The 17058-nt window shown below is 61.3% G+C and carries 26 protein-coding genes; all 26 read left to right on the forward strand.

The features are described from left to right. Positions 1-188: 188 nt before the first annotated feature. The 26 genes from AC50YM_RS15970 to AC50YM_RS16095 all read left to right on the forward strand — a co-directional run bounded on the left by AC50YM_RS15970 (position 189) and on the right by AC50YM_RS16095 (position 17057). On the forward strand, positions 189-320 hold the full coding sequence (locus tag AC50YM_RS15970; RefSeq protein ID WP_494957935.1) for a hypothetical protein: 132 nt from the start codon (positions 189-191) through the stop codon (positions 318-320). Continuing rightward, positions 317-481, forward strand: a complete 165-nt coding sequence (locus tag AC50YM_RS15975; RefSeq protein ID WP_494957936.1) for a hypothetical protein — start codon at positions 317-319, stop codon at positions 479-481. The genes AC50YM_RS15970 and AC50YM_RS15975 overlap by 4 nt, the downstream gene beginning before the upstream one ends. A 353-nt stretch (positions 482-834) precedes the next feature. Continuing rightward, positions 835-1656 (forward strand): YqaJ viral recombinase family protein, encoded by an 822-nt coding sequence (locus AC50YM_RS15980; protein WP_494957937.1) that lies wholly within the window; start codon positions 835-837, stop codon positions 1654-1656. Beyond that, positions 1656-2252 carry a hypothetical protein gene (locus tag AC50YM_RS15985; protein ID WP_494957938.1) on the forward strand — a complete coding sequence of 199 codons (597 nt, stop codon included), beginning with the start codon at positions 1656-1658 and terminating at the stop codon, positions 2250-2252. Before AC50YM_RS15980 ends, AC50YM_RS15985 begins: the two co-directional genes overlap by 1 nt. Further along, on the forward strand, positions 2249-2479 hold the full coding sequence (locus AC50YM_RS15990; RefSeq protein WP_494957939.1) for a hypothetical protein: 231 nt from the start codon (positions 2249-2251) through the stop codon (positions 2477-2479). The genes AC50YM_RS15985 and AC50YM_RS15990 overlap by 4 nt, the downstream gene beginning before the upstream one ends. Then, entirely contained in the window at positions 2476-2793 is a 318-nt protein-coding gene (locus AC50YM_RS15995; protein WP_494957940.1) for a hypothetical protein, read from the forward strand. The genes AC50YM_RS15990 and AC50YM_RS15995 overlap by 4 nt, the downstream gene beginning before the upstream one ends. Beyond that, entirely contained in the window at positions 2790-2960 is a 171-nt protein-coding gene (locus AC50YM_RS16000) for a hypothetical protein (RefSeq protein ID WP_494957941.1), read from the forward strand. The genes AC50YM_RS15995 and AC50YM_RS16000 overlap by 4 nt, the downstream gene beginning before the upstream one ends. Beyond that, entirely contained in the window at positions 2960-3154 is a 195-nt protein-coding gene (locus tag AC50YM_RS16005) for a hypothetical protein (RefSeq protein WP_494957942.1), read from the forward strand. The genes AC50YM_RS16000 and AC50YM_RS16005 overlap by 1 nt, the downstream gene beginning before the upstream one ends. Positions 3155-3156: 2 nt before the next feature. After that, positions 3157-3606 (forward strand): single-stranded DNA-binding protein, encoded by a 450-nt coding sequence (locus tag AC50YM_RS16010; protein ID WP_494957943.1) that lies wholly within the window; start codon positions 3157-3159, stop codon positions 3604-3606. A 334-nt stretch (positions 3607-3940) separates the two neighbouring features. Then, positions 3941-4204 (forward strand): glutaredoxin family protein, encoded by a 264-nt coding sequence (locus AC50YM_RS16015; RefSeq protein WP_494957944.1) that lies wholly within the window; start codon positions 3941-3943, stop codon positions 4202-4204. Next, a complete protein-coding gene (locus AC50YM_RS16020) occupies positions 4201-4530 on the forward strand; it encodes a hypothetical protein (RefSeq protein ID WP_494957945.1) in 330 nt (109 codons plus the stop codon). Before AC50YM_RS16015 ends, AC50YM_RS16020 begins: the two co-directional genes overlap by 4 nt. After that, complete coding sequence (locus AC50YM_RS16025; protein ID WP_494957946.1) at positions 4527-4748, forward strand: hypothetical protein; 222 nt, start codon at positions 4527-4529, stop codon at positions 4746-4748. The genes AC50YM_RS16020 and AC50YM_RS16025 overlap by 4 nt, the downstream gene beginning before the upstream one ends. Positions 4749-4929: 181 nt before the next feature. Further along, positions 4930-5655 (forward strand): LvrA C-terminal domain-related protein, encoded by a 726-nt coding sequence (locus AC50YM_RS16030; protein WP_494957947.1) that lies wholly within the window; start codon positions 4930-4932, stop codon positions 5653-5655. Next, a complete protein-coding gene (locus AC50YM_RS16035) occupies positions 5652-6872 on the forward strand; it encodes an AAA family ATPase (protein ID WP_494957948.1) in 1221 nt (406 codons plus the stop codon). Before AC50YM_RS16030 ends, AC50YM_RS16035 begins: the two co-directional genes overlap by 4 nt. Continuing rightward, the gene (locus AC50YM_RS16040) at positions 6854-7405 is read left to right on the forward strand and encodes an HNH endonuclease (protein ID WP_494957949.1); all 552 of its coding nucleotides are present in this window, start codon (positions 6854-6856) and stop codon (positions 7403-7405) included. Before AC50YM_RS16035 ends, AC50YM_RS16040 begins: the two co-directional genes overlap by 19 nt. A 68-nt stretch (positions 7406-7473) precedes the next feature. After that, positions 7474-8637, forward strand: a complete 1164-nt coding sequence (locus AC50YM_RS16045; protein ID WP_494957950.1) for a DNA cytosine methyltransferase — start codon at positions 7474-7476, stop codon at positions 8635-8637. A 253-nt stretch (positions 8638-8890) separates the two neighbouring features. Beyond that, positions 8891-9256, forward strand: a complete 366-nt coding sequence (locus AC50YM_RS16050; protein WP_494957951.1) for a RusA family crossover junction endodeoxyribonuclease — start codon at positions 8891-8893, stop codon at positions 9254-9256. After that, complete coding sequence (locus AC50YM_RS16055; protein WP_494957952.1) at positions 9253-9483, forward strand: hypothetical protein; 231 nt, start codon at positions 9253-9255, stop codon at positions 9481-9483. The genes AC50YM_RS16050 and AC50YM_RS16055 overlap by 4 nt, the downstream gene beginning before the upstream one ends. After that, positions 9480-10100: a hypothetical protein gene (locus tag AC50YM_RS16060; RefSeq protein WP_494957953.1), complete on the forward strand. Its 621-nt coding sequence runs from the start codon at positions 9480-9482 to the stop codon at positions 10098-10100. The genes AC50YM_RS16055 and AC50YM_RS16060 overlap by 4 nt, the downstream gene beginning before the upstream one ends. Positions 10101-10894: 794 nt before the next feature. Continuing rightward, positions 10895-12208 carry a hypothetical protein gene (locus tag AC50YM_RS16065; RefSeq protein WP_494957954.1) on the forward strand — a complete coding sequence of 438 codons (1314 nt, stop codon included), beginning with the start codon at positions 10895-10897 and terminating at the stop codon, positions 12206-12208. 82 nt (positions 12209-12290) lie between these two features. Continuing rightward, the gene (locus AC50YM_RS16070) at positions 12291-12893 is read left to right on the forward strand and encodes an HNH endonuclease (RefSeq protein ID WP_494957955.1); all 603 of its coding nucleotides are present in this window, start codon (positions 12291-12293) and stop codon (positions 12891-12893) included. Beyond that, positions 12890-13165, forward strand: coding sequence for an HNH endonuclease (locus AC50YM_RS16075; protein ID WP_494957956.1), 276 nt, complete (start codon positions 12890-12892; stop codon positions 13163-13165). The genes AC50YM_RS16070 and AC50YM_RS16075 overlap by 4 nt, the downstream gene beginning before the upstream one ends. Positions 13166-13303: 138 nt before the next feature. Further along, a complete protein-coding gene (locus AC50YM_RS16080) occupies positions 13304-13567 on the forward strand; it encodes a hypothetical protein (RefSeq protein ID WP_494957957.1) in 264 nt (87 codons plus the stop codon). Then, positions 13524-15002, forward strand: a complete 1479-nt coding sequence (locus AC50YM_RS16085; protein WP_494957958.1) for a terminase large subunit domain-containing protein — start codon at positions 13524-13526, stop codon at positions 15000-15002. The genes AC50YM_RS16080 and AC50YM_RS16085 overlap by 44 nt, the downstream gene beginning before the upstream one ends. After that, positions 14999-16396: a phage portal protein gene (locus tag AC50YM_RS16090; protein WP_494957959.1), complete on the forward strand. Its 1398-nt coding sequence runs from the start codon at positions 14999-15001 to the stop codon at positions 16394-16396. The genes AC50YM_RS16085 and AC50YM_RS16090 overlap by 4 nt, the downstream gene beginning before the upstream one ends. Further along, complete coding sequence (locus tag AC50YM_RS16095; protein ID WP_494957960.1) at positions 16380-17057, forward strand: VG15 protein; 678 nt, start codon at positions 16380-16382, stop codon at positions 17055-17057. Before AC50YM_RS16090 ends, AC50YM_RS16095 begins: the two co-directional genes overlap by 17 nt. Position 17058: the final 1 nt, after the last annotated feature.

Raw genomic sequence — 17058 nt, forward strand, 5'->3', positions numbered from 1 at the left:
GGGTGCAAAGCGTGCGGGACCAAATGAAAGGGGAAGCGATGACTAACCATGCGATCCCGGAAGCTGCGGTAGAGGCGGCGTATGACGCATCGCTTCACCTCGACATAACGACGAGCGAGATAGAGCGCATCCTCGAAGCAGCCGCCCCGCACATGACTACTAACAACCAACCCCTACAGGAGCAACGCATGAGCATTGACGAACTCGTCCAAGACATCCGCGACATCCCCGTGACAGTCATCGGTGGACCACCCGTTGACCTGACCGAAGTACTCGCATATCACCTCCACAAGCTCGGTTACCAGAAGGCCGCCAAGTGACCCCCGAAGCTACCGCCTCGGCGGTCTGCCGAGGTGCGCAGGCGCAGTCTATCGAGGACGCCCTAATCGACTTTGGGCGAGAGTCGGTATTCCTGACGGCGTCGCAGGAAACGATGGCCCGATTCCTGCGCGAAAGAGTCGCGGAACTGAGGTCCCAGTGAAGGGCCACTACATGAGCGTGATGTCGCTAATTCGAGGAGAGCGCTACGCCATATGCTCGGTTCCGGGCTGCTCACGAGTCCGCCGAGCATGGAACAAAAGGCAGCTAATCCACAAAGGAGGCAAGCCATGACCTGCGACGCTGAGCAGCGCATCAACCGGGCACTGTTCGCCATCACCCTCCAAAAAGGGTCCGGCGAATGGAACCTACGAAGCATCGAACAACTACTAAACGGGCCGGTTTGTGACTGCAAACCGGGAACGACTGATAGCCAAATCTCATATCCGAACGACTGATTATCAACCACAGGCGCCTAGCAATGGGCGCCTTTTGCATACCTATGGGGAGAACGCATTGAGCATCAAGATCTACAAGGAGCTGGACCAAGGATCGCCGGAATGGTTGCAGGCGCGGGCGGGCATTGTTACCGCCAGCGTCGTCGGGCAGCTTGTGACCTCACGCCAGCCGTCAGCGATTGAAGCTGACTGCCCAGAGTGCGGCGCGGTGAAAGCCGAACCGTGCATCGGCAAGCGCTCACCGGCACCACTGAAAACACTCCACCCGGCCCGGGCAGCAGTAGCACGCGGGATGGACAGGGTGATCGGCGCGGACACTAACGGCGACACATCACGCGGCCTGGCCTTGACGCTCACGGCAGAGCGCATCACTGGCCGAGCTGTCCAGGTCCACCCAAGCGCGGCAATGACTCGCGGGACATTGGACGAGCCATACGCGCGGGACAAGTACGCCGAACACCACGCGCCCGTCGATGAGGTCGGCTTCATCGTCCGAGACTTTGGCGAGTACCGCATCGGGTATTCGCCGGATGGTTTGGTCGGCAACGACGGGCTCATTGAAATCAAGTCCCGCGACCCAAAGAAGCACCTGGCAACGATCCTCGCCGATGAAGTACCCGCCGAGAACATGGCCCAATGCCAGACGGGCTTACTCGTTACCGGGCGCGCATGGATCGACTACACCTCATACGCGGGCGGGATGCCGCTGTGGACCAAGCGCGTCTACCCGGACATCCGCTGGCACGCCGCGATCAAAGAAGCCGTCGAGCAGTTCGAGGCGAACGCGGCAGATGTCACCAGCCGCTACCTCGCCGCCGTCAAAGGACTGCCCGAAACCGAATACATAGACCACTTCGCAGAACTGGAGATCGTTTTCTGATGGACATTTCAAAGGCCCTAGTAGCCAAGTCCGATTGTCTGAACGCCTCGGACCTGACCGGCGCGCCCATCGTAGCAACCATCGAAGCCGTCCGCCGTGGTGATGCCGTAAAGCCGGTCATTATCGACCTCATCGGCATGGACGGGCGACCGTGGAAACCGTCAAAAGGAATGCTACGGATCATCGCTAACGGCTGGGGCGTCGAATCAGACGCATGGGTTGGCCGGTCAGTCAAGCTCATCAACAACCCCGAAGTGATCTACGCGGGCGAAAAGGTCGGCGGGGTTGAGGTCGTCGCCATGTCCCATATTGACAAGGCGTTCACCATCCCCGTTCGCATCAGCCAAAAAAAGGTCAAGCAGCACCACGTTGACCTGCTCGCCGAACCGCCGACCGAGCCGTGGCGGGCGCAATGGCAGGCAATCACCAACGCACTAACCGAGGCCGGATACGACGGCGATTCAAAGCAGCTACTCGCCACCGCCGGGCAAGTCATCGGCACCGAATGGGCGCACCCGAACAAGATCAGCCCCGAAGATGCACAAAAAATCCTCGCAGCAGTACGCGAAGACAACCACCAGGAGGAGAGCAAATGAGCGAGCCAATGCACGTGGCCGAGTACAACAATGAGCCGGACTGGCTGGCGATTAGCAGGGCCTACTTGGACCTCAAGGAAACCACCCGCGATCTGCACGCCGACATCCAGCAGTACAACGAGACGCTGAAGCAGCTTGACGGGTTCGGGACCAGTATCAACAACAGCAGGGAGCGGCTCCACTTGCTCCGCGAGCGGATCGCACAGATAGAGGGCGGCAAACAGTGAACGCACGGGAAAGGCTCGCCGCAGACATCAGCGCCGCGACCGACCACTGGAACCTGCCCATCCTCGGAACCGACGCCGACCTGATCGCCGTCGAACTGGAGGAAAAAGGTTACAGGAAGCCGCGCACGATCACGACCGCCGAAGAGTTGGACGGGCTGGCGGTTGGGAGTGTAATCCTCGACCCGGCTGGACTGTCGCTGCATAAGAACGCATTCACTGGCTGGGGCGCATCAAACGGTGCCAAGGAGATCCCGCTGGACATGCTGGAGCAAGAAGCCCTCCCCGCCACGGTCCTTTACGAGCCGACCGCATGACCGTCTCGATAACGGCTACCGACGTCGTCCGCATCGACCGTGACCACATTTCGGCACTCGGCGCGCAACTCCGCATGGACGGCGAAATCTACCTCTACATCAGCCCGGAAGTCGCTGAGCAGTGGATCCCCATCTTGACCGCAATCTCAAACGAAAAGAGCAACTGATGAACCCGAGAATCGAGCAGGTCGGCAACGAGATCGAAGCCGCCCTCAACACTTTCACTGCCGAAGGGTTCGCCCAAGACGTCGGCTTTGACGCGGGGCCGGGTGGCATTACCGCCGAAGTCTACGGCGCAGACGGAACCGTCATTGAGCGCTTCAAGATCACCATCGCCATCGAAGAAGAAACGAGCAACTGAAAATGAGCACCATTTCTTTCACCGGCAACATTGGCAAGTCCCACGGCCTGAAGTACAGCCAGGACGGGAAGCCGCGGCTGTCGTTCTCGGCGGCTGAGACGGCCCGCATCAAGGACCAGTCAGGCAACTGGATCGACGGCGGCACAACCTGGTTCAACGTGACCCTGTTCGGGAACGCAGCCGAGGCCATCGACGCGCAGATCGTCACTCAGGGCGGCAAGGGCAAGGTCATCGTCACGGGCCGCATGTCCACCCGCGAGTACGAGCACAACAACGAGAAGCGCGAGTCGCTGGACGTCGTCGCGGACTCGGTTGGCTTCGTCCCCCGCAACCAGCCCGCCCAGGGTCAGCAGCAGACCCAGCAGCCTGCCGCGAGCCAGTGGGGCGGTCAGCCGGCGCAGTCCTCGCAGGGCTGGGGATCGGGACCGACGAACGACGAGCCCGCGTTTTGATCCCGGTAGAGGTCAGGCTCCGCGACCTGCCAAACGTCGAAGTTCGCGGCGTCGGACGGGCAACCCAAGTCACGGTCGGCGAATGGACACTCGACCCGGTAGACGAACCCGACCCGGTAGAGGCATGGGAGAACGCCAAATCGTGGGCAGCATACGCGATCTGGCTGCAGTCCAGCAAATAGCACACCCGAGTTACTAACCCCAATGCGGCGCCCGGCATCACGTCGGGCGCCGCTTCTGCCTCCCGGCAACATCTTGCCGAACCAGCCGCAGACACACCCCAAGCCGCCCCCAAAACTGTGAACCGGCGATTTGTTGCCGGAAAGAAGGAACCATGACCACCCCCGCCATTGTCGTCTACACGAAGTACAACTGCTTCGGATGCGAAAAAACCAAGGCCGTCCTCGACCGTGAGCAAGCCGAGTACACCGCCGTGAACGTTGAGGATGACGCCGCCGCATACCTGTACGTCACCGAAACCCTCAACTACCGGCAGATGCCCGTCGTCGTCGTCTCCGCACCCGATGGCGACGAGGTCTGGTCAGGTCTGCAGCCCGCCAAGATTCGCGAGTTCATCACCCATAGGAGCGAGTCGTGAAGATCGACCGCGCCGAGCTGACCCGCCTAACCGTGGACGGCTGGACACTCAAGCAGCTCGCCGAACACTTCAACGCGCACCCCACCAGCATTAGCCGTCTCCGCACACGCCTCGGCATCAGCCCCAAGCCGACCATGACCCCCGAGCGAAAAGCAGCCATAGAACAGATGCTCGCCGACGAGTGGAGTTTCGCCGAGATTGGCCGCACAGAAGGCGCCGACCCCGAAACACTACGCCGCCACTTCCCCGGACAAGCCTGGACCCAGCAGCAAGCCGACCAGCACCGCACCGCCCTACGACACGCACGAAGGAGGCACGCCGCATGAAACCCCTCGAACTCCACGCATACGAAAAGCACCCCACCGCGGACGCATACCGGGTCGGCGGATACTACTCGCCCTACTGCCTGGTTAGTGCTGACAAAAGGTTCAAGCCGGGAGAACTCGCAGCCATCTACTGGAACGCCCGGGCACTCGGATGGCCCGTACTCAGGCAGAACGTCGTGTATCGGTTCGCCGCACTGGCTGACTACGACGATGAGTGACCGCTGCTGCTTCATCTGCCGCACGCCATTTGGTTGCGCGGCCCCCAACTGCACACACCACCTCGAAGCCGAACGCACCGCAGCAGCCGACGACCGGGCGCGGCGAACATACAACAACCCAACGCAAGACCGAGCCATTGCCAGCGTGATGCGCTCCCAACGAAGAAAGGGGTAGCCGCCAGTGGCACGCATCCGCACTATCAAACCGGATTTCTGGACCGACGGCAACATGGTCAAACTGTCACCATTTGCCAGGCTGCTGTACATCGGAATGTGGAATTTCACCTTGTGCGATCACGGCCATGTAGCAGATGACCCAATGAAGTTGAAGCTCCAGATCCTCCCAATGGACCCCGTAGACATCGACGCACTCCTCGCCGAGATCATGGCGCAAGGCCGCGTAATTCGGGTAGCTGACAAGGATGCGCGCACCTACCTGCTCGTCAAACGCTTCGAGGATCACCAGAAAATAGACCCTCGCTGGAAAACACGCTGCCCCGCCTGTGCTCAGCAAGACTCCCTCGCCCCCATCGAAACTCCGGTGAGCATCACTGAGCCACGGCGAGACTCACCCGAACTCCCCCTAGGAAGGGATGGGAAGGGATGGGAAGGGAAAAAGACTTCATCAACGGCTACGCCGTCGAAGGAGTTCGATGCCTTCTGGGCCTCCTACCCACGAAAGATCGGCAAGGAGGCAGCGCGCAAGGCGTTCGTCAAGGCACTCACGAAAACGACAGCAGGGAAGATCATGGACGGCGTAGAACAATTGCGGATCGAAGTAGCCGGCAAAGACCAGCAGTTCACCCCGCACGCAGCAACCTGGCTGAACGCCGGGCGGTGGGATGACGAGGTCGTGCCGGCGTCTATGGCGTCCGTGCCTAACGGTTATGCGTGGGCGAACCGATGACCCCGGAAGAGATGGTTATCGGCGCGTGCCTGCTCACCCCGGCGTCGGTTCGGTTCGCGGCGTCCAGTCTTGAGCCGTCCGACTTCGCATCAACAACGCACGCGACCATCTTCCATGCCATCGTGTCGCTCAACAAGGCCGGGGAGCCGGTTGAGCCGTACACGGTGTGGGTCAAGGCTGAGGAGCTCGGCGCTCGTGGAGTCGAGATCACGGACCTGCACAACATGCTGTTCAACGTTGGCTCGTCTGAGTCGATCAACTTCTACGCCGACCAGGTCAAGGAAGCGTCGTCACGTCGGCAGCTAACCCGGATCGCCACAACACTGCTGCGGGAAGCTGGGGACGAAACCAATCACCCGTCACAGGCCGCACAGACCGCCACCGAGGCAATCAAGAACATCCAAGCCGGGACAAGCCACCGGATGACCACGAAGACGCTCGAAGAAATCCTTGCGGTTGAGGAGGATCACGACTGGATTATCCCCGGCCTGCTTGAGCGCGGCGACCGGCTCATCCTTACCGGCTTCGAGGGTGGCGGCAAAACGACTTGGATCCGGCAGATGGTCATCTGCATGGCGGCGGGAATCCACCCGACAACCATGAACATGCTGGAGAAGCCGCTGACCGTCCTCGTCGTGGATGCGGAGAACACCGAGGCGCAGTGGCGGTCGCAGGTCCGCGGCATGACCACCAAGGCCGCGACCTACGGCACGCACGACCCGGCGCCGAACATCCACATCCACGCAAAAGGCCGCATCGACATCACGAAGGACGCGACCCTCGGCGAAGTGCACCGCCTCATCGACGAACACAACCCGGACATTGTCGCCATTGGCCCGCTCTACAAAATGGTTTCAACGGGCATCAACAACGACCAGGAAGCGGCGCCGCTGATTATGGCGCTCGACTCGCTGCGGGATCGTGGAGTGGCGCTCATCATGGAGGGCCACGCATCCAAGGGCAACTCTCAGAACGCAGTCCGCGACCTCGCACCCCGTGGATCCGCCGCGCTCATGGGCTGGCCCGAGTTCGGCTTCGGACTCCACCCGGACGCCAACGACCCGGACAAGACGCTCGTGACCAAGTGGCGCGGGGATCGTGAGGCGGGCAGGCAGTGGCCCAAGGAACTTTACCGCGGGGGTCCGTTCCCGTGGACCGGCGAAACGGTCGCCACATCAACCAGGCAGTCACTCTACGGATGGGAGAAGTCATTCTAATGCCCTTGAAATCAGAAACCACAGACATCCTCGGCTACTACGACGCCTCATGGTGGACGCCTCGAGAGGCCGGCGTTACCCGGTCCTTTGCGATGGCACTTGCGGACTTCATCGACAGGCAGGAAACGAAGCTCGAGCGATGGCCGCGGCGTAACCGTGAGGAGCGCACCCCGATTAGTTCTCAGAAGCGGGCGATCATCCACGAACGTGACGGCGGCATATGCAAGTTCTGCGGCGTCGATGGAGTGATGCTGACCGTTGACCACATCATCCCGCGCTCAGCATTCCCGGCGGATCAGCTCGAGATAGCAGACCGCTCTGACAATCTCATTTCCGCGTGCTGGGATTGCAACCAAACCAAGAGTAACTATGAGCGCGACCAGCGGAAGCGGCTGGGCGTTGTCGCTGCGTGCTGGTACTGCGTCACGCCGGATCTTGAGGACGAAGAGCTGCCCTATCCGGTGAACGCGCTCGTCTTCTGCGGGCGCTGCGGAGTTTCGCACGTACCTGAAATTGGGGGCTGGGTCCTATGACCAGCATGAACCAACCAAACCACGAAGCCGGGGCAGACGCCGCGGCTTCAACTATTTCTGGGGGAAAAATGACTACCGCACACATCAAAGCGCTTGACCTGTTCGCCGGCACTGGCTGGGGCGTTGCTTGCCAGCGTCTCGGCATCAAAGAGGCCGGCGTCGAACTCATGCCCGAAGCAGTAGCAACCAGGACCGCCAACGGCATGGAAACCATCTACCGCGATGTTTGGGACGGGCTCACCCTCACGGAGGAACAGCACCGCGAGCAGTACGGGTCCTATGGGCTATTGATCGCATCCCCGCCGTGCCAGACGTTCAGTCAGGCAGGCAAGGGTGCAGGACGTGCCGCGCTAGATGAAGTCCTCGAGGCGATCCAGCTACACGCCTACAAGGATGCTGACGCGCTGCTGTCGTTCGGCGAGAAGCACGACATGAGGACGGCGCTGGTCCTGACGCCGCTCGCTTATGTGTGGCGTGACCGTCCCCGACTCGTCGCTATGGAGCAGGTCCCGACCGTTTTGCCCGTCTGGGAAGCGTGCGCTGAGGTCATGCGTGAGTGGGGTTACGAAGTCAAGGTTGAGATCCTCAACGCCGAACAGTACGGCGTGCCCCAGACACGAAAGCGGGCGATCCTGGTCGCCCGCCGCGGTGGACCAGCTGACCTGCCGACGCCGACGCATTCCCGCTACTACGCGCGGACCCCAGACAAACTCGACCCTGGCGTGCAGAAGTGGGTGAGCATGGCCGAAGCGCTCGGGTGGGGGCATGTGACGCCTTCCCCGACCATTGCTGCTGACCCAAGGATCGCGCCGCGTGGATGCAAGCACCCCCAGCCGGGATGCTGCAAGGCGTATCCCGGCGCGCCGGGACGACAGTTTCCAGAAGGCACCCTGACCGTGACGCCCGAAGAGGCGGCCACTTTGCAGAGCTACTCCGCTGAGCTCCGCCCGGAGATCGGTAACTGGAAGTGGAAGGACATGCCGGCGACCACCATTGCCGGCGATCCGCGCATCACCTCCCGGGAGCATCACTTCCACGGAGAGCAGTCCAAGACGTCATTGCGGCTGACCTTTCCGGAGGCTGAGGTGCTCCAGACGTACCCCAAGCCCTTCGTGTGGTGCGGGGCGAAGACGAAGCAGTTCCTCCAGATCGGCAACGCTGTCCCGCCACTACTCGCCGAGCACATCCTCGCCGCGCTAATCGGCATCCCCACTAGTCAGGAGCCAGCATGAAAACCTATCCCCGCCTGTCCGTGCGCCGTAACGCCCGCGGCACGTATGACGCTTACCTGGTCAAGTGGCCGTCTGTGCCCGAGGTTTACGTTTCGACGGGCCCGACTGTTGCGGGCGCGTTGTGGTGGGTCCGCACACCGCCTAAGCCTGTTGTGCCCGTCCGCTGCTGTTTGGCGGGGGCATGAGTGGGGTAGGAGAGGCGGAAGGGGTTCCTGTTGGGTCGGGTCAATTTGGGGACGCTGACGGGGCGCCTATGACCTCGTGGACCGTTACCATCCCCGCGGACCTTGCCTGGCTCAACCTCAACCAAAGATCTCATTGGGCGGCTAAGGCGAAACTCACCAAAGCGTGGCGCGGCACGGCTTATGCGGCGGCTGTCTGCTCATTCCTCCCCAAGGGCCTAGATCGCGTCCATATCGTCGCCCACATCACCAAACCCACAGCCCGCCAGTATGACGTTCACAACCTCATGCCAACGCTCAAAGCCTGCGTAGACGGACTCGTGGACTACGGCCTCATCCCCGACGACACCAACGCACACCTGATCGGCCCGGACCTTCGTCAAGGCGGCAAAGGTCCCGCCGAGGTCATCATCACAATCAGCCAGGAGAAGACATGAAGCTCACCACTTTCGACATCGGAACCATGAGAGACGTCCCAATGGCCGATGTAGACAGGGTCACAATTTCAACGGCGCAGGGCCGATTCACAATCACCGAGCAGTCGGATGGCTCACTATCCATTCACGAGTCAAGCCACAATCATCTCGCGGTGTTACCCAAGGTCGGCAACGCGATTGCATTGCACGCAATCACGCCCGACAACTTCCGAGCGGAGACGGCATGACGCTCACAGATAACGTGCATGTGTTAACCCGCCCCCACCTTGCAACCGCCCCCGATGGGTCGTTGCGTCACGCGCCGGCACTCCTCGCGGAACTGCGGGCCGCTGTCACGCCAGGCAGCAGCATGTCCGGCGGCGGCGCATCAGGTGAGCCAAGCCCGATCAACCTCACAGCGGTGGATGACATCGCCGCGATGGAGAAGGACGCGCGAACCGACTACCGCGAGATCGCCGGGAGTTCATGGGCGGGCGACCTGGAATCACTACTGCAGCACTTCGCCGACATGCGCCTAACTCCCGAATGGCACAACTACCTGGAACGGCTCACCTTGGAATGGGTGGATCAGATCACGGCGTTTCTATGGCCTGCCAAGCCGCGCCGGAAGCTCGTCGGCAAGGTCTGCCCGTCGTGTGGTTGGGCGGTCTACGGCGAAGATCGGAAAACGTGCCTGTCCCTCGGATGCTGGGACTCCGAGGGCAATATGCGGAAGACCGGCGATTGGGATGTGGAGTGCGCGGGGTGTGAAGCGTTCTGGCCCGGCGACAAAATTGGGTGGCTCATCACTGCACTCGACGCATCCGACACGCCCGGGAAAGAGGTAGTAGCGCAACCCTGTTAACTCGTGTATGCTGAGTCCTGTCTCTACAATGTAGGCGAAAAAATCAGGTCGGTTCCGAGTGAACCGGCCTTTTCTGTGCGCAAAAACAGCCGCCTTCCAAAGTCCTGAAGCCCGCCGACCCCCACGGCGGGCTTCAACTTTTACCGAGCACCGGCGGTTGACCGGGGCGCACAAGTAAATAACCGTGCAGCCGGCGAACCTCTCAGTGGTCGGCTGCACGGTCCCCCCACGGTTGGAACGGTTGCGCTTTGCCCAGAGGGTCGAGCGTAGGGGGTTCGATTCCCCACCATCCACAGCGAAAGCATGGCGGCAGGTAGGCCCGTATGGGGCGCTACCGAAGCAGCGGACACGCTGTCACGTAGGCCATGTGAGTAGGCCCCCACGTCCCCTGTTCCGCACAGTCTTTCGAGACGCCGCGGACCAAGATGTGGGGTATCTTTCCTGACGTCGGAAGCGGATAAGTCGGAGGCCTTCGGGAGCCACGCAACGCAGCCCGAGCGTTGCTCGCGCTAAGCGGGCGCCGGCGTCAGGGATTGAAGTCCTGATGGACTAGAGCCGTGCGGACTTTCGCGCCGACACGGCACCCCATCGGGCGGTCAGCCATGACCGGAGCCGCAGACGTGCGGCAAATGGCATCACATGTTCAATATCTGGCACAACACCGCAAAGACGCCGAAAGCGCCAGATATGACACTTCCGAGGAATTAGCTCGGTAGCAAAACCAGCCTCGCGCCCACGCTGGAATCACAAACCTGGACGCAACACTTCAACCGCCTGAGCAACGGAGACCCACCATGACCGCATGCCCCTACGCCCAGGCACTCACCGCCGCACGGCACGAGGACAACGCCGACGAACTCACCAGCCGGGCAGCGTCATCCATCTACGGCGTCGGGAAGTCCACCGTCAACCGGCACAGGGCCGGGGCGTGTGGCTGCTCGGATGAGGATGATGTCGAGGCTAAGGCCGTTCCTGGCACGGGGCGCCTTGAACTCAACAGTGACGGCGGATCCTTTACCGGCATCGAAACAACCGAACCGATCCGCGGCGACTGGTCTGCAGTGTTCGCCCGCTTCAACCTCGACCCCGCAGAGTTCACCATCGCCGACGACACCGTCCGCATGAGTTCCTGGCAGTCATCGAAACGAACCGACGACGGCGACCGGGATGTTGTGTGGCTGTACTCGTACTCGGCACGGTTCGTTCGCAAGCAGGATGGCACAACCGACCTCGCCGACATCACGAACCACCTCCGCTCATGGAAGCCCTCAGCACGCAGCACCTACCTGAACAGCGGCGAACCCGTAACCATGTTCGTCGGTTGGGCAGACTGGCAGCTCGGCAAAGGTGAAGGCGACGGGACAAAGGGCACCACGAAGCGCGTCCTCGAATCATTCGAGAAGACCGCCGACCGCATCGACAAGCTCCAGCGTGAAGGCGTCAATATCGAGCGCCTACTCATCGCCAACATGGGCGACCACACCGAAGCCGTAACCGGGCACTACACCTCGCAGACGTACAGTGTGGACCTCAACCAGCGCGACCAACTGAACCTCGCCATTGAGCTAAACCTCACCGGCATCAAGACGCTGGCCCCGCTCGTTCAGCACACCACCTATGCGGCGTGCCTCTGCAATCACGGGCAATGGCAGCGACTCGGCGGCAAGCAGATCACCGACGACGCCGACAACTCAACCGGGTTCATTGGCGACACGCTCAAGACCGTATGCAACCTGCACCCGGACCTATCGCACATCGACTGGATCATCCCCCGCGACGAGATGATAACGACCGGCACATTCTCCGGCGTTGACGTCGCGATGGGACACGGGCACAAGGTCAGCGGTAGTGAAGAAACCTGGCTGAGCAAGCAGGCCATGTGGCTGCACGCAACACAAGACTTCCGCCCAAGCCTCTGGTTCCTCGCGCACCGGCACACAGCCAGCGTCACCGACTACGGCCCCTACCACCGCATCCAATGCACCACCGAAGACCCCGGCTCCAAGTCATTCACCGACGGGACCGGCAAGTTCTCAACCCGTGGCACGACAACCGCACTCATCGGCAAGCACGACCCGAGACGGTTCTCGCACTACGAAGTTATCTAAGAATCCCGCGACTGATCCTCGCGGACTAGGAAGGCCCTGCGTCCATAGCGCGGGGCCTTCCGCATTTCCCTATGGAGGAACCATGAAGCTTTGCAAGGTGTGCTCTATCGCACTGCCGTCCAACCTGTGCTCATTCTGTTCTGCCAGATGCAAGAAGGTATCTGAGCAGGCCAGGTCAAGAGCCCGATACGAGGCAGGCCGAGAGGGCTACATACAGCGCGCAGCCGAATGGAAGCGCGACAACCGCGAGGCCAGCCGAGCATCAGGCAGGCGCACCGCAGCCAAGACCAAGGACGAGAAGCGCGTCTATGACGTTGCGTACCGTGCCGAGAATCGCCAGCGATACAGCGACCACCAGCGCGCTTGGTACAAGAAGCACGCGGACCACGCCAAGGATGCTGGCCGTGAACACGCAAGCCGAAGGCGTGCAAGGATCAACCTTAACGGATCGTATGCAGTTAGCGCCAAGGACTACGCAAGGCTACTGACCCGCAGTAACGGGGCCTGCGCCTACTGCAAGACGCCGCTATCAGGGCAGTCGATCCAATGGGATCACGTCTTCCCGATAGCACGAGGTGGCACGCACTCGGTTGGCAACCTCGCACCAGCATGTGCGCCATGCAATCAGAGTAAGTCATCGAAGCTACTGGTTGAGTGGCGCGCACGCATCGCCATCGCGGCATGACCGAGATAGCTAAGCGCAACAGTGCGAACCGCAACCGCAACCGTGCACGCATCGCACGAGACAAGCCAGCATGTCACCTATGCGGCAAGGCCATCGACTACACGCTCCCCCACCTAGACCCAATGGCCTTCGTCATCGACCACGTCACACCCCTAGCCAAGGGTGGGCGGGATGCCATCGAGAACATCAAAGCGGCCCATCGAGGCTGTAATAGCACCAAGCGGGCCCGGATCGTCTCACCAATCGTTCGACGGTCAGGCACGCTCGACTGAAGGCCCAGGGGGAGGACCCCCCGCGCCCCCGTCCTCTGCCCCTCCGGGTGTAGGCAATTTCTCTCCCCGGGCTTTTTCCCAAATCGGAACCTTTGAAAGCGGGTGGGTTTGATGGTTGCTAAGCGTGGTTTGCGTGCTGTGACTGAGGATGAAAAGCCGCCCGTGCCGAAGTCGATCACTGAGGCCGCGAAGTCTGGGACTACCCGCGAGCTGCTGTCTGCGATGCGGGGGCGGATCGCTGAGGCGGTTGAGGACGCCAATACGCCAGCTCGTGATCTTGCTGCTTTGACGAAGAGATTGGTTGAGGTGGTGCGGGACATCGAGGCGATTGACGCCCGTACCGAGGAAGCGGAGTCTCATGCCAACGTCGAAGACGGAAAGTTCGACGCCGCGGCTGTCTGAGGTTGCCCGTGAGCTGGTTGTGCCTGATGGGATTGTGACGACTGCCTGGCCGCGGATTGTGGCTAAGTGCGCTGAGATGGGCGTTTCGTTTGATGCCTGGCAGCACGGCATCGGTTCGATTGCTTTGGGTAAGCGCAAGAGCGGGAAGTACGCGGCAACTGTCGGCGGCATTGTGATGTCTATTCCCCGGCAGGTTGGTAAGACGTTCCTGGTCGGCATGATTATCATCGCCCTGTGTGTGATCTTCCCGGGCTTTACGGCGTTGTGGACGGCGCACCGAACGAGGACGGCGTCAATGACGTTCGCCTCGATGCAGGCGATGGTGAAGAAGAAGAAGATTTGGCCGCATATTGATGCGATCCGCACGTCTAACGGCGAGCAGGAGATTCGTTTCAAGAACGGTTCTATCATCATGTTCGGCGCGCGCGAGCAGGGTTTTGGTCGCGGGTTCGATAAGGTTGACGCCGAGATTTTTGATGAGGCGCAGATCCTGTCTGAGAAGGCGCTTGAGGATATGGTGCCGGCGGCGAACCAGTCCACGCAGGCGGCGGGCGCGCTGCTGTTTTTTATGGGCACTCCCCCGCGGCCTACTGACCCGGGCGAGGAGTTCGCTAACCGCCGCTCGAAGGCGCTGTCGGGCAAAGCGAAGAACATTGTCTATGTCGAGTTCGCGGCGGACCCGCAGGCGGACCCTGATGACCGTGAGCAGTGGGCGAAGGCTAACCCGTCGTTCCCGCACCGGACGCCTGTCGAGTCGATAGAGCGCATGCGGGAAAACCTCACGGACGACGATTCGTTCAAGCGCGAGGCGCTGGGGATTTGGGATGCCGAGGATTCGTCTCGTGTCATTGATGAGGATTCGTGGAACCGTGCAGCGGATCCGGCGTCTATGGCGATTGAGCGCCTTTCCCTGGCGATTGATGTCCCACCGAACCGTGCGATTGCGTCCGTGGCTCTGGCGGGCTTGCGCGCTGATGGTCGCTGGCATGTGGAGCTTGATGATTCCCGCAAGGGCGTTGATTGGGTTGTTCCGTGGGTTGTGTCGCGCGCGTCTAAGAACCGCTTGCACGCCGTTGTGGTTGACGAAATGTCAGGCCTTGTCGAGCGCCGCCGGGATCGTAACTACCTGATCGGAACGGACATTGTCGTGACTCTTGCTGGGGCTGAGGGCAGGGACATGGCTATTGCTTGTGCCAAGTATTACGACGGAATCATTGACCGCTCGGTAATCCATACGGATCAGCCGCAGGTAAACGTTGCCCTGTCGCTAGCTCGCAAGCGCCCCCTGCAGGGTGGCTGGGCTTGGAACCGTAAAGACGCAGCGTCGGACATTACGCCGGTTGTGGCTGAAACTCTCGCCCTTTGGGGCGCTCAAAACGATAACGTGCAACGTCCCTCGCGGCGTGCTGGATCTAGGACGGCGGTGGTGCTATGACTTTCGAGAAGCTGTCTGTTCCTGGGCTCAGTGAAGACGAGACGGCAACGCTAAACCTGTGTGCCGAGGAGTTGTCTAAGAAGTCTCCGCGGAACCTTTTGCGCTCGTCTTACTATGACGGGAAGCGCGCGGCTCAGCAGGTCGGCAGTGTCATTCCGCCGCAGTATGCGAACATCGGGCTTGCTCTCGGGTGGGCTGCTAAGGGTGTTGACGGGCTCGCGCGTCGCTGCAACCTGGAGCGGATGATTTGGGCTGACGGGGATCTCGATTCGCTCGGCATGTCCGAGCTTGAGGAAAGCAACTTCCTGCTGTCTGAGATTTCACAGGCCCGCACGGATTCCCTGCTTCATGGCGTGTCTTACCTGATCACGACGAAGGGCGACCCTGACGCGGGCGAACCGAAGTCACTGGTTCACGCTAAGGACGCACTGAACGCTTTTGGTCAGTGGAATGCGCGCCGTCGCAAGCTCGATAACCTCCTTTCGGTGACGAGCAAAACGGACGGCAAGATCACGGGATTTGTCCTGTATCTGGATGGTCTGACTATCAGCGCCGAGAAGGTTGGCGGCAAGTGGGATGTCGAGCGTTCCCCCCACGCGTGGGGCGTCCCGGCTGACCCGCTGGTGTACCGCCCGCGCGGTTCTCGCAGGATGGGACGTTCGCGCATTACGCGGCCCGTGATGAGCCATCAGGACTCGGCGCTGCGTGCGCTGGTTCGGCTTGAGGGTCACATGGACATTTACACGATTCCGAAGCTGATCCTGTTGGGCGCTGACGAGTCGATTTTCAAGAACGCTGACGGTTCGACTAAGGCGTCTTGGCAGGTAGCTCTCGGGCGCACGTTCGGCATCCCTGATGACGATGACGCCGCCACTCCCCGTGCTGACGTGAAGCAGTTCGATGCGCAGTCCCCCGATTCTCACCTGGCGCAGTTGAATGCGCTCGCTAAGTTGATGGCCCGGGAGACGGATCTGCCCGACTCTGACTTTGCGCTGACTGACATGGCGAACCCGACGAGTGCCGATTCCTATTCGGCGTCACGGGAGAACCTGATTTCTGAGGCTGAGGGCACGATGGATGACTGGTCCGTGCCGATTCGGCGGACTATCAACCGGGCGCTTGCGATTCAGAATGAACTCTCCGAGGTTCCCGAGGCGTGGGGTTCCATTGAAACTAAGTGGCGCTCCCCGATCTACCTGTCTAAGGCTGCGGCGGCTGATGCTGGCGCTAAGCAGATCGCGGTTGTTCCGTGGCTCGCTGAGACTGAGGTCGGGTTGGAACTGCTGGGGCTTGATGACCAGCAGATTCGGCGGGCGATGGCGGATAGGCGCCGTGCTGCTGGTCGCGCTGTTGTGGCTGCGTTGATTCCCCCGGCAAATGCTAACGGCGGGTGATTCTAAGGCGGCGTTGCAGCTTGTAACTGCCGCCGCGGTCACGACGGTTACTAGCTTGCTGGGCAGACTGTCCGGTTCTCCCGAGGAGCGGCGTGCGTTGCTGCTGGAGGGTGTCCCGGGGATTGTCGCTTACTACTCGGCAGGGTCTTCCGCGTTGGCGGCTGACTTCTATGACGATGAGCGGGAACGGGCCGCACCGCCGAGGCTGTTCCTCGCTGAGCCGATAATCGTGGATCGCACGGAGAAGATTCGTCGGGCTGTTGCCTGGGCGTCTGACCCGTTATTCGCGGATGATCCGGTGACGGCGGCGGGGCGACTTGCTGACGTTGTGCAGATTGAGTCTGCGCGCCCGTTCCGCGACACGGTCCTCACGAACCGCCGCCGGGATCCTTCCGCGGTGGGCTGGCGGCGGGTGACTGCTGGCGGGTGCAAACTCTGCGTCATGTTGGCATCCCGGGGCGCGGTCTACATGGACCAGACGGCCCGGTTCGCCACGCATACGAATTGCAAGTGCACCGCACAGCCCGTGTTTTCGTCTGAGGATTACGGCGACGAGGCAAACGTCATGCAGTACGTGGCGAGCCGCAAGCGCAGGACCCCGGAGCAGCAGGCCAACCTACGCGAATACCTGAACACCAACTTCACAGATTTCCCCGGATAAC

This window comes from Pseudarthrobacter sp. RHLT1-30-1, assembly GCF_059383415.1.